10 protein-coding genes are annotated in these 11,652 nt (G+C 72.6%); 5 read left to right on the forward strand and 5 right to left on the reverse strand.

The genetic code is table 11. The annotated features are described in order from the left end of the window. Nucleotides 1-2: 2 nt before the first annotated feature. The 3 genes from ACGFX4_RS11865 to ACGFX4_RS11875 are packed head-to-tail and all read left to right on the forward strand — an operon-like array spanning nt 3 to nt 1,590. Nucleotides 3-620 (forward strand): 4Fe-4S dicluster domain-containing protein, encoded by a 618-nt coding sequence (locus ACGFX4_RS11865; RefSeq protein ID WP_393072211.1) that lies wholly within the window; start codon nt 3-5, stop codon nt 618-620. Then, nucleotides 617-1,222: a Rieske 2Fe-2S domain-containing protein gene (locus tag ACGFX4_RS11870; RefSeq protein ID WP_393072213.1), complete on the forward strand. Its 606-nt coding sequence runs from the start codon at nt 617-619 to the stop codon at nt 1,220-1,222. Before ACGFX4_RS11865 ends, ACGFX4_RS11870 begins: the two co-directional genes overlap by 4 nt. Beyond that, on the forward strand, nt 1,222-1,590 hold the full coding sequence (locus ACGFX4_RS11875) for a DUF6755 family protein (RefSeq protein WP_393072215.1): 369 nt from the start codon (nt 1,222-1,224) through the stop codon (nt 1,588-1,590). Before ACGFX4_RS11870 ends, ACGFX4_RS11875 begins: the two co-directional genes overlap by 1 nt. Nucleotides 1,591-1,613: 23 nt before the next feature. Here the strand turns inward: ACGFX4_RS11875 and ACGFX4_RS11880 are convergent, their stop codons facing one another. Then, on the reverse strand, nt 1,614-2,435 hold the full coding sequence (locus ACGFX4_RS11880) for a hypothetical protein (protein WP_393072217.1): 822 nt from the start codon (nt 2,433-2,435) through the stop codon (nt 1,614-1,616). A 113-nt stretch (nt 2,436-2,548) separates the two neighbouring features. Between ACGFX4_RS11880 and ACGFX4_RS11885 the strand changes: the two genes are divergently transcribed. Both ACGFX4_RS11885 and ACGFX4_RS11890 read left to right on the forward strand, forming a co-directional pair. After that, nucleotides 2,549-2,953: an SHOCT domain-containing protein gene (locus ACGFX4_RS11885; protein ID WP_393072219.1), complete on the forward strand. Its 405-nt coding sequence runs from the start codon at nt 2,549-2,551 to the stop codon at nt 2,951-2,953. A 43-nt stretch (nt 2,954-2,996) separates the two neighbouring features. Then, nucleotides 2,997-5,009 (forward strand): SpoIIE family protein phosphatase, encoded by a 2,013-nt coding sequence (locus ACGFX4_RS11890; protein WP_393072221.1) that lies wholly within the window; start codon nt 2,997-2,999, stop codon nt 5,007-5,009. A gap of 57 nt (nt 5,010-5,066) precedes the next feature. Here the strand turns inward: ACGFX4_RS11890 and ACGFX4_RS11895 are convergent, their stop codons facing one another. The 4 genes from ACGFX4_RS11895 to ACGFX4_RS11910 all read right to left on the reverse strand — a co-directional run bounded on the left by ACGFX4_RS11895 (nt 5,067) and on the right by ACGFX4_RS11910 (nt 11,519). Further along, nucleotides 5,067-6,068, reverse strand: a complete 1,002-nt coding sequence (locus ACGFX4_RS11895; protein WP_393072224.1) for an aldo/keto reductase family protein — start codon at nt 6,066-6,068, stop codon at nt 5,067-5,069. 57 nt (nt 6,069-6,125) lie between these two features. Beyond that, nucleotides 6,126-7,751: a D-alanyl-D-alanine carboxypeptidase/D-alanyl-D-alanine-endopeptidase gene (gene dacB, locus ACGFX4_RS11900; protein ID WP_393072226.1), complete on the reverse strand. Its 1,626-nt coding sequence runs from the start codon at nt 7,749-7,751 to the stop codon at nt 6,126-6,128. A gap of 77 nt (nt 7,752-7,828) precedes the next feature. Continuing rightward, a complete protein-coding gene (locus tag ACGFX4_RS11905; protein WP_393072228.1) occupies nt 7,829-10,393 on the reverse strand; it encodes a collagenase in 2,565 nt (854 codons plus the stop codon). 166 nt (nt 10,394-10,559) lie between these two features. Further along, nucleotides 10,560-11,519 carry a LysR family transcriptional regulator gene (locus tag ACGFX4_RS11910; protein ID WP_393072230.1) on the reverse strand — a complete coding sequence of 320 codons (960 nt, stop codon included), beginning with the start codon at nt 11,517-11,519 and terminating at the stop codon, nt 10,560-10,562. Nucleotides 11,520-11,652 lie beyond the last annotated feature (133 nt).

Here is an 11,652-nt window from a genome sequence, read left to right on the forward strand (position 1 = left end):
ACGTGCTCGGACGGACCATCTTCATCGACCCCGGCCGCTGCATCGGCTGCCAGGCCTGCGTGTCGGCCTGCCGGGAGTGCGACTCGCACCGCGGCAAGTCGATGATCCATCTGGACTACCCGGACGAGGGCCGCTCGGTGGCCTCGCTGCCGACGGTCTGCATGCACTGCGAGGACCCGGTCGCCCCGTGCGCCGAGGTCTGCCCGGCGGAGGCGATCCTGATCACCGCCGACGGTGTGGTGCAGGAGGCCGACCCGACCCGCTGCATCGGCTGCGCGAACTGCGTCAACGCCTGCCCGTTCGGCGTACCGAAGATCGATCTGGAGGCCAAGCTCCAGATGAAGTGCAACCTCTGCTACGACCGGACCAGCTACGGGCTGGCGCCGATGTGCGCGACGGTCTGCCCGACCGGCGCGCTGTTCTACGGGACGCTCGAGGAGCTGCAGGCCGAGCGGCCCGGGGTGGACGTCTCCACGCTGTTCGCCTTCGGCGACGTCACGGTCTCCACCGGCGTCGCGATGGTGGTGCCCGCCGATCGGCAGCAGCCGGTCCCCGGCGGGCTGCTGAACCTGATCGAGGTCAACGGGCAGCCCACGCCCGGGAACGGAGCCACGCTGTGACCACCCCGCCGACCGCCGGCCCCACCGAGGAGGAGCAGGCCGCGCTGCGCGACCGGATCAGCGCAGACTCGCTGACCACCCGGCGCGACTACCTGCGGATCGTGGCGACCGTCTCCGGCGGGCTGGTGGTCGGCTCGACCGTGGTCTCCGCCGGGGTGCTGCACCGCCACGGGGACGGCTCCGCGCCGCCGTTGAAGGTCGCAGACCGGCTGGGCAGCGGCGAGGCGGTGACCTTCAACTACCCGGGCGAGAACGACCGGGCGATGGCGATCAAGCTGGCGGACGGCCAGGTGGTCGGCTACTCGACCGTCTGCACCCACCTGGCCTGCGGCGTGCTGTGGCGCAAGGACAGGGGGGAGGAGGGCGAGCTGTACTGCCCGTGCCACGAGGGCGTGTTCAGTGCGCGGACCGGCGAGGTGACGGCCGGGCCGCCGCCCCGTCCGCTGCCCAAGGTGATCATGGTGGAGGACGCCGCCGGCGCGGTCTGGGCGATCGGCACCGCCCGCTCCGGCGAGGGCGTGGAGGCCGGGCTCTGCCGCGGTCTGCGCGACCGCGACCCCGCGCTGGCCGAGGCGGCCGGCTGCCCGAAGGACGGCTCCTGATGACTCTCCCCGAGGGGCACTACCCCGAGAACTACCACCCGGGCAGCGACGAGCCCCGGCTCAACCGGCCGGTTCCCGAGCGCTACCCGCAGATCCGGGCGACCAGCGGCTACGGCGACCCGCGGGTCACCGGCACCGGTCCGGGCCCGGGCGCCGGGACCGAGCAGCAGCCCGAGCGCTCGGCGATCCTCACCGCCCGCGTGGTGCTGGCGATCACCGTGGTGATCGGCCAGCTGTGGGCGCTGACGGTGGCCACCAACGCCTGGATGCAGGGCAACACCGCCACCGCCTGGTGGTGCACCGGCTTCTCGGCGGCGTCCTTCCTGGTCGTCCTGCTGGCCTGGCGGGCCTCCCCGCGCGACCGCTGAGGCCGCGACGCGGGCGGGGGCGGTCAGACGGGGACCCGGGTGATCACCGCCTTCGTGAGCGGGGAGAGCTGGTCGACCAGCTTGCCGAAGTCGGCCGTCCGGCCGTCGGACCACTGGGCCATGCCGACGAGCATCCCGCTCCCGTAGCTGGAGAACGCCTGCACCAGCCCGCTGTCGGCCGGCAGCGCCCGCAGGCCCGACTCCACCGGCGGGAGCTGCACCACGACCTCGTAGTCCATCGGGTCCTGGGCGAGCCACGAGACCAGGTGGAAGGCGTCCAGCGGGTCCTTCATGGTGAACAGCGCCAGGTTGTACTGGTTTCCGTCGGCGTCCCGGTAGATCGCGAGGTCCACGCCGAGGCAGCCCTGGCTCTGGGTGATCTTTCCGGCCAGGGCCGGTGCCACGGTGTCCGCCCCGGTGCAGACCGGGTCGGCCTTGGCCGCGACCAGCGTGTAGCCCTGGACCTGCTGCGGGAAGACCGACAGGGGTATGGCGGCCGTCGCCATGGTGCGCGCGCCGGAGGCGGACGCCGACGGCGTCGCGGTGGTTGCGTCGGCCGGGGCGGGAGACCCGGTGGCCGCGGCGGTGGGACTGGCGGGGGCGGAGGCCACCGGCGGTGCGGCGGCGGGCGGTTGGTGCGCCCCGGGTCCGATCACGTAGCCCACCACGCCGGCCGCCACGACGAAGGCGACGACCGTCGGCACCAGCCACGAACGCCGGCGCCGCCGGGGCTGCTGGGGCGGCTGCGCCCGCTCCGTCGCGCTGGGCTCGTGCTGTGCGTTGTTCTTCTCGTACTCCCTGACGAACTCTTCCCACAGTGCGTCACTGGACTCATGTTCGGTCACGGACGGAACCCTAGTGATCATCCGTCCACCTGGGAAGGAGCGGGACCCTCCGGATGCGGTGTCCGTTTTGTAGTGATAACAATCTTTTCGACCCGTTGTGAAGGGAGCCTTCGGTGGATGACTATCCGCTGCTCAACCTGTTCTGGACCATGCTGTGGTTCTTCCTGTGGATCCTGTGGTTCTTCCTGCTCTTCAAGATCATCACGGACATCTTCCGCAGCGACGACATGGGTGGCTGGGGCAAGGCCGGCTGGATGATCTTCGTGATCATCCTGCCGTTCCTCGGCGTGTTCGTGTACCTGATCGCCCGCGGCAAGTCGATGGGCGAGCGCGACCTCGCCCAGATGCAGCAGAACGAGGCCGCCTTCAAGAGGTACGTCCAGGACGCCGCCGGCAGCAGTGGCGGCGCGAGCGGTCCCAGCAAGGCGGACGAGCTGGCCAAGCTGGCCGACCTCAAGACCAGTGGCGCCATCTCCGAGGAGGAGTTCCAGAAGGCCAAGGCCCACCTGCTCGGCTGAGCAGGCGGCACCCAGGACACGGAAGGAATGAGGACCGACGGGGGTGGCCGAGCCGCAGCTGACGCCGGAGGCGTTCGACCGGGCGATCGTGGTGATCGCGCTGACGGCCGGACCGGACCACCGGCTGGTCTACGTCAACGAGGCCTTCCGTGACCTGTTCGGCGACCGGCCCCTCGGCGGGCCGGTCGCCGAGGTGTTCGCCGACGAAGGGGCCGAGGGCCTGGTCGACACGCTCGACCGGGTCCTCGCCGACTCCACCGCCCGCCAGGTCACCGCCCACCGCACGGTCGCCGCGCCCGGCGCCGGCGGGCCCGACGACCACCGGCACTTCGTCTACTCCTGCTCACCGGCCGCCTCCCGCTACGGCCCAGGCGTGCTGATCGCCGCCATCGACACCACCGCCCAGGTGCACTCCGCCCGGCAGGCCGAGCTGCGTTCACTGGAACGGCTGCATGCCCTCCAGCGGTACGAGGCCCTGGTCACCGCGGTCTCCCAGATGGTCTGGCTGGCCCAGCCCGACGGCACCATCACCGAACTCGTCCCCGGCTGGCACGAGCTCACCGGGCAGCCCTGGCAGGAGTCCACCAGGTTCGGCTGGCTGGACGCCGTCCACCCGGGCGACCGCGACCGGCTCACCGCCGTCTGGTCCCGCGCCTCGCGCGAACGGCCGCCCCTGGTCGAGTACACCTTCCGGGTGCGCACCCGCGACGGGAGCCACCGGCACGTCCGCTCCCGCGCCGTGCCGATCGTCCGCGACGGGCAGCTGATCGAGTGGATCGGCACCACCACCGACATCGAGGACCAGTGGCGCCGCCGGCTGCGCGAGCGCCTGCTCGCCCGGGCCGGCGGGGTCACCGACGCCGAGCGGACCGAGGACGCCTTCGCCGCGCTCGCCGCCGCCGTCGTCCCCGAACTCACCGACGCCTGCGCGGTCTACCTGCTCTCCGGCGCCTCCGGGCAGGAACTCACCGGCACCCGGGTCGCCTCCGTCGCCCGGCCCGGACTGCCGCCGCTGCCGCCGATCCGCCGCCAGTCCTACCGGCTCGGCGCCAAGTCCCGGCTCGCGGTCGCCCAGCGGCGGCCCAAGCTGCTGACCTTCCCGGCCGGACAGGTGCCCGACGGCGCCGTCCCCTCGATCTCCGCCGAATGGCTCAACGAGGCCCGCGCCACCAGCCTGACCCTGCTGCCGATCGAGGTCGACGGCACCGTGGTCGCGCTCGCCGCGGCGGCCCGCTGCGAGGACTCCGAGCCGCCCTGCGAGGCCGACATCGAGCTGCTGCACGAGGTCCTGCAGCGCGCCCAGGCTCCGCTGCACCAGGCCCTGGAACTCCAGCGGACCCGGCACGCCGCACTCGTCCTGCAGCGGGCGCTGCTCACCGAGCCGCCCGCCGTCGAGGGCGCCGAACTCGCCACCCGCTACCAGCCCGGCAGCCGCACCGCCGAGGTCGGCGGCGACTGGTACGACGCCTTCCCGCTGCCCGACGGGTCGCTCGCGCTCACCATCGGCGACGTCGCCGGTCACGACCTGGCCGCCGCCACCACCATGGGCCAGCTGCGCTCGATGCTCCGCTCGGTGGCCTACAACCGCACCCACCTGGTGACGCCCGCGCACACCCTGGCCGAACTGGACGCGGCCGCCGACGGGCTGGGGGTGGCCTCCTTCGCCACCGCCGTCCACGTCCACCTGGTGCGCGGCGCGGACGGCGGCTGGACGGCGGCCTGGTCGAACGCCGGCCACCCGCCGCCGCTGCTGGTCCCCGCCGAGGGCGAGCCCCAGCTGCTGGCGGGGGAGGAGGCCGACGTGCCGCTGTGCGTGGCGCCCGGCGAGCCCCGGCTGACCCACCGCCACCCGATCGGCGCGGGCGACACCCTGATCCTCTACACCGACGGCCTGGTCGAGGTACCCGGCGAGCACCTCTCGGAGGGCATCGCCCGGATGAGCGGCGCGGCCGCCGAGGCCCGTCGCCTGCCGGTCGGCGAGCTCTGCGACCGGCTGCTGGCCCGGGTCGCCGAGATCCGCGACGACATCGCCCTGATCGCCTTCCGGCCGCGCTGAACGCGGGGACGCCGACGGCCGGGGGCAGGTGCCCCCGGCCGTCGGCGGTGGTGCGTGCTACGGGCGGGACTGCGGGGCGTTGGCCGCGGTGAGCCCCGGGTCGGTCAGGGCGACCGGGGCGAGGATCTCGTCCATCCGGGCCAGCAGGGCCGGCTCCAGCTTCACGCCGGAGGCCTTCACGTTCTCCGCGACCTGCTCGGGGCGGGAGGCCCCGATGATGGCCGAGGAGACGTTCGGGTTCTGCAGCACCCAGGCGACGGCGAGCTGGGCCGGGCTCAGCCCGGCCTCGTCCGCCAGCGGGCGCAGCTGCTGCACCCGCTCCAGCACCTCGGGCTGCAGCCAGCGCGAGACGAAGGCCGAGCCGCGCTCGTCGGTGGCCCGGGAGCCGGCCGGCGGCTCGGCGCCCGGCAGGTACTTGCCGGTCAGCACGCCCTGCGCGATCGGCGACCAGACCACCTGGCCGATGCCCAGCTCCTCGCAGGCCGGCACCACCTCGGCCTCGATCACCCGCCACAGCGCGCTGTACTGCGGCTGGCTGGAGACCAGCGGGATGCGCAGCTCCCGGGCCAGCGCGTGGCCGGCCCGGATCTGCTCCGCCGTCCACTCCGAGACGCCGATGTAGTGCGCCTTGCCGGAGTGGACCACGTCGGCGAAGGCCTCCATGGTCTCCTCCAGCGGAGTGAGGGTGTCGTAGCGGTGCGCCTGGTAGACGTCCACGTAGTCGGTCTGCAGGCGGCGCAGCGAGCCGTTGATCGACTCCATGACGTGCTTGCGGCTCAGGCCCCGGTCGTTGCGGCCCGGGCCGGTCGGCCAGTACACCTTGGTGAGGATCTCCAGCCCCTCGCGCCGCTCGCCCTTGAGGGCCCGGCCGAGCACCGACTCGGCGCGGGTCTCGGCGTACACGTCGGCGGTGTCGAAGGTGGTGATGCCCGCGTCCAGCGCGGCGCGGATGCACGCGGCGGCGGTCTCCTCCTCGACCTGCGAGCCGTGGGTGAGCCAGTTGCCGTACGCGATCTCACTGACGATCAGGCCGCTGCGGCCGAGGTGGCGGAACTCCATGGGTCTGTCTTCCTCACTGGGTCGGTGCCGGACCCTCCGTACGCTACGCGCTCGCGGTCAGCAGCGGGCGAGCAGCTCGCAGTCTTCCCAGCGGGTCTGCGCGGACGGGGCGTCGTCGCTCTGCTGCGGGGCGACGCTGCGGGACTGCGGCGCCTGCAGCTGCTTGGGGGCGGCGGGCGCGGTGGACGGCGCGGCGGGGTGGCCGGCGGCCAGGCGGACGGCGATCGCGTCGATCAGCGGACGCGGGCTGGTGCCGGCGAAGTTGTTGACCATCACGGTGAAGACCAGCTTGCGGCCGTCGGGCGCGGTGGCGTAGCCGGTGAGGTTGTCCACGCCGCCCATCGAGCCGCTCTTGGCGTGCACGTTGTCCTGCGCGGCGGTGCCGCGCATCCGGGCGGTGAGGGTGCCGCCGACCATCCGGGCCGAGTTGCCGGCCACCGGCAGCGCCGCGTACCAGGCGTCGAACCAGGGCTTGGTGGAGGCCAGCTGCATCAGCCCGGCCATCTTCGCCGGGGTGACCAGGTCGTAGCGGGACAGGCCCGAGCCGTCGACCTGGCGGCCGGCCGGCAGCTCCAGGCCGTTGGCCTTGAGGAAGGCGCGGACCTGGGTGATGCCGGCGGACCAGCTGCCGGTGCCGCCCTTGACCTTGCCGGTCTCCTTCAGCAGGTGCTCGGCGATGCCGTTGTTGCTGAGCTTGAGCATCGGGGTGATCAACTCGCCGATGGTGGCGGAGTCGTGACTGGCCAGCACCTGGGACTGCTCGCTGCCGTTGGCGGCGGCGGTCGGCTGGACGACGCGCACGCCGTGCCGGGCCAGCGCCCCGGCGAAGACCGCGCCGGTGTAGGCGGCCGGGTTCTCGACGGTGGTCCAGTAGGTGGCGGGGGCGGCGCCGGCGGCGATCGAGCCGGAGACGGCGAGCACGTTGGCGCCGCGCTTGCGCTCCACGCCGGAGGTGGTGCCGCTGCCCGCGGCGCCGGTGGTGACCTGGCCGCTGACGGTCAGCGGGGTCTCGGCCGGGTTGAAGGTGATCTTCGCGGGCTTGCCGGCCTCGCCGGGGGTGACGATCACCTGGGCGGCGCCCATGGTGTACTCGGCGTCCGGCGCGAGGGTCAGCGCGGAGATCTGCGGGCTGTAGCTGTAGGGCTCGTCGTCCCAGGCCCAGCCGGGGCCGAGCGGGGTCGACTCGTAGCGGGTGGCGTCGGTCAGCAGCCGGCCGGTGACCACGGTGATGCCGGCGTCCGCGACCTTGGCGGCGAGCGCGTCCAGGTCGTCGGGGCGCAGGCTCGGGTCGCCGCCGCCGCGCAGCACCAGGTCGCCGAAGAGCGCGCTGCCGCGCTGGGTGCCGGTGGTGCGCACCTCGGTGGTGAAGCGGTGGTCGGCGCCGAGCAGGTCGAGCGCGGCGGCGGTGGTCACCGTCTTCAGGGTGGACGCCGGGGTGAGCAGGGCGTTGGGCTGGCGCTGGTACACCGGCTGGCCGGTGGCCGCGTCGAGCACCACGACGCCCGCCTGGGCGTTGGCCAGGCGGGCGTCGGAGAGGATCGCGTCCAGGTCGCCCGCCAGGGTCGGGTCGGCCGGGGTGGTGCTGTCGGCGTGCGCCGAGCCGACCAGCAGGGTGGCGGCCAGCGAGAGGGCGACGAGCGGCAGGGCCCGGCGCACGGGGCGCCGGGCGAGGTGCGCGGTCAAGAAGTACTCCTGTGTGAGACGACGGTCCGTCACACACATGCACGCGTCAAGCGATCGTCAGGTTTCACACGAATCCGTCAGAACTGCGTGGTGACGGTCACACCGCTGAAGTCGGTGACCGCGTACAGGCTGACGTACCGGTAGCCGGCCGTCGGGTTGGTGACGGTGATCGACTGGGTGGTGCTGCCGGTGTTGGTCGAGGAGGCGGTGAAGGCGCTCGGGGAGGCCCAGGTGCTCTCGTTGTAGTACAGCCCCACGGTGCCGGTGCCGCCGGAGGTGGTGACCTTCAGCGTGGTGGTGCCGGCCGGCAGGTAGACGTACAGGTAGTCGGTGTTGCCGGCGGTGCGGGCGCGGCCGGTGCGGGAGCAGTTCTGGCCCATCGCGTCGGTGCGCTGGTCGGTGCAGGTCGGCAGGGTGGTCGGCGGCGCGGTGACGGTGACGCCGAGCGGCGTGGTGGCGATCCGGCCGTTGCTGTCGGTGGTGGTCAGCGCCACGGTGTAGGTGCCGGCGGCCGCGTAGGAGTGGCTGGGATTGCGCTCGTCGGAGGAGCTGCCGTCGCCGAACGTCCAGTGCCAGCCGGTGATCTGGCCGCCGCCGGTCTGCACCGAGCGGTCGGTCAGGGCGACGGTGTTGGCGCTGATCGAGGCGTTGAACAGCGAGGTCGGGCCGGTGGCGTAGCAGGCGCCGCCGTTGCAGGCGGTCAGCCAGGCGTCGAAGTCGGCGTCGTAGGAGGTACCGACGCCGTTGTAGACGGCGTACCCGCCGGCGTAGTCACCGGCGCGGAAGCGGGTGAGCATGGTGGCGACGTCGTTCGGGTGCTTCTCCAGCATGTACCGGACGGCGAGGTAGCCCCACGGGTAGACCCGGGTGGAGTCGGAGTTGCCGTAGGTGTTCTGGAAGATGGTGGAGAGCTTGTAGGTGTGCTTGCCCGCCTCCGCCATCGCGTCGGTGTCGGTCGCGCCGCGGTAGGAGTAGGACAGGTACTCGGCGACGCCCTCGATCCACCAGATGTTCGGGACGGAGGTCTGGGTGGTGAAGTTGCCCTTCATGTCGTAGATGCCGTCGAGGTAGTGGGTGTACTCGTGGTTGAGGTTCCACACCCGCGCGGTGTCGGTGTTGTTCCACGACTTGCGGTACATCACGGTCACGGCCCGGCCGTTGGGGTCGGTCGCGTCCATGACGGTCTGTCCGCCGTTGTCCGTGGAGTTGCCGAAGATGGCCCAGGAGTACGTGGTGTAGTCGGCCTTGTTGGCGAAGATGCCGAAGGTGACGGTCTTGGCGTACTGGTTCGGGACGGGCCCGTTGTCCTTGACCACGGTGTGGAAGGCGGCGTCCTCGCCGCGCAGGCTGGTGCAGACCGCGTTCAGCTCGGCGGCCGTCAGGTCCTGCGCCTGCAGGGTGCGGTTGTCGCAGACCAGCTGGTTGGGCAGCACGACGGCGGTCAGCTTCGCCGGCAGGTTGCAGGTGTCGTAGTACGAGCAGTTGGCGCCGTTGTAGTAGTTCGCCTGGTAGGCGGTGTGCACGTACAGCGAGCCGGTGACCCCGAGGATCGGGGCGCCGTCCAGCACCTGCTTGACCAGCGGCTTGGCCGCCGTCTCCACCGCGCCGCCGTCGCCGGCGATCCGGGCCAGGTCGTTGCCCGCGTTGGTGACCAGCACCTCGTTGGGGCCGCCCAGCAGGTCCTTGTGGTTGGTGATGAAGGCCGCGAGGGAGGGGATCAGGCTGGTGTCGGCGCTCAGCGCGCTGACGAAGTCCGGGTTCCAGTTGGCGCGCCAGAGCGGGAAGCGCAGCACCGAGTTGACCGCGCTCACCATCTTCGGGAACGCGTTGTAGGCGTTGGTGTAGCCGTTCAGCACCTGCTGGTAGACGTTCAGGTACTTGCCCTGGATGTTGGCGCTGTCGGTGAGGGTCAGCACCTCCTTGAGCACGTTGCCGTTGTCGTCGTTGACGTCCTTCCAGCGGGCGCCGGCGAAGAACGCGTCCAGGCCGGCCTTGACCGCGTCGGTCAGGGTGGCGTCGTAACCGCCCACGGTGGAGGCGTTGTTGGACTGGATGTAGTAGCCGGCCCGGAGGAACAGCACCAGCTGCAGGAAGTTGCCGCTGTTGTTGCCCGCGTAGGCGGGGGCCTGCGCCTTGAAGGCGTTCGCCACGGCCAGCATCTGGGACTGCTTGAAGACGCCGGCGGTGTCCGTGCCGGTCACGTTGAACAGCGAGTTGACGCAGTCGACGGTGGAGGCCTGGACGAAGGAGACCAGGGCGGCGCCGGTGCGGGAGGAGAAGTCCGCCGGGGTGCAGGAGGCAGCGACCGCGGCCTCGGCCGCCGCGCCGAGCTTGGCGGACGGCGCCTTGGCCGGCGCGGGTACGGCGGCGGGGCTGCCGGCGGTGGCGGCGGGCTCGCCCAGCAGGGACTGGCTGAGCAGCGCGGCCGGGATCGGGGCCGTCGGCGGGGCGAGGGCCTCGGAGACGGTCGGGACGCCTCCCAGGCCGGCCGGCTTCGGCGCGGCGGTGGCGGCGGGGGCCTTCTTGGCGCCGCCGGCGGCGCCCGGCGCGGCGGAGGCCGCGGTCGGCAGCAGCACGGCGGTGGTGGCGCAACACGCGGCGACCGCGGTCGCCAGCGAGGAGAGGGGTATGCGCAGGCGCACGGGCAAGTCCTTCTGGAGTGGGGGTGAGTGGGAGCTCACGCAGCATCAGACGGAGCACGAGGGTGTGCTGCGCAGAGCATCCTGACACCGAATCCAGCACAGAACAATGTCACAGGTCATATGACATTGCACCGGACAGGTCATCACCGGGACTGAGGGGGTGGGGTCAGCTGCGCGGCAGCCGGTACTTGCCGGCCGCCCAGAGCCGGAAGTGCGGCGACTGCGCGATCAGCTCCCGGTAGGCGTACGCGGCCGCGCCGAACAGGGCCCCGGCCAGCTCCTCGTCGACCCGCTCGCGGCTCCACACCAGCACGTACCGGCACCACAGGGGAGTGCCGACCAGCGGGCGCACCACCACCCCCGGGGCGGGCCGGATGGTCGCCTGCACCACCGACACCCCCAGCCCGCAGGCGATCATCGCCTGCAGGTGCTGCTGGTCGCCGAGGAACTCGTGCACCGCCACCGGGGAGAACCCGGACGCCCGGCAGGCCGCCTCGAACACCCCCGGCCAGCCCGCCCCGTCGTCCGGCGTCACGAACCACGCGCAGTCCGCCAGGTCCGCCAGGTCCACCTCCGCCTGCCGGGCCGCCGGATGGTCGGCGGCCAGCGCCACGAACCCGGGCTCGGTGACGATCCCGCGGTGCGCCAGCGCCGCCGAGTGCCGCAGCTCCGCCCCCGGGTAGTCCGCCGCCAGACCCACCTCGGCCTCGCCCCGCTCGATCAGCTCGACGATCCGCGTCGACGCGTACACGCTGCTCACCAGCGGTGACAGGCCGGGCACCACGGCCCGGGCCCGGGCCAGCATGCCCGGCAGGATCGGCGTGTTGGTGGACGCCAACCGGAAGGTCCGGCCCGCGCCCTCGCCCGCCACCGGCGACAGCTGCCCCAGCGCGTCGACCCGGGCGACCACGTCCCGTACCTGCTCGATCACCCGCACCCCCAGCGCGGTCGGGCGGACCCCGCTGCTCCCGCGCTCGAACAGCGGACCGCCGAACTGCGCCTCCAGCCGCTTCAGCTGCCCGCTGACCGACGGCTGCGAGAAGTTCGTCGCCACCGCCGCCCGGCCCAGGCTGCCGGAGTCCGCGATGACCAGGAGCATCCGCAGCAACCGAAGTTCGATGTCCAAGGCCGATCCCCCCGCCGATCCGTACGTGGCCGCCACCCTAGGAGATCCACCGGACGCCGCACGACAACGGAAACCGTCGTCCCGATCGGCGGCCGATCGGTGATTCGGTCTCGAGATGCCCGGGCGGCGGACA

This window comes from Kitasatospora sp. NPDC048365 (assembly GCF_043200835.1).
GTDB classification, from domain to species: domain Bacteria; phylum Actinomycetota; class Actinomycetes; order Streptomycetales; family Streptomycetaceae; genus Kitasatospora; species Kitasatospora terrestris.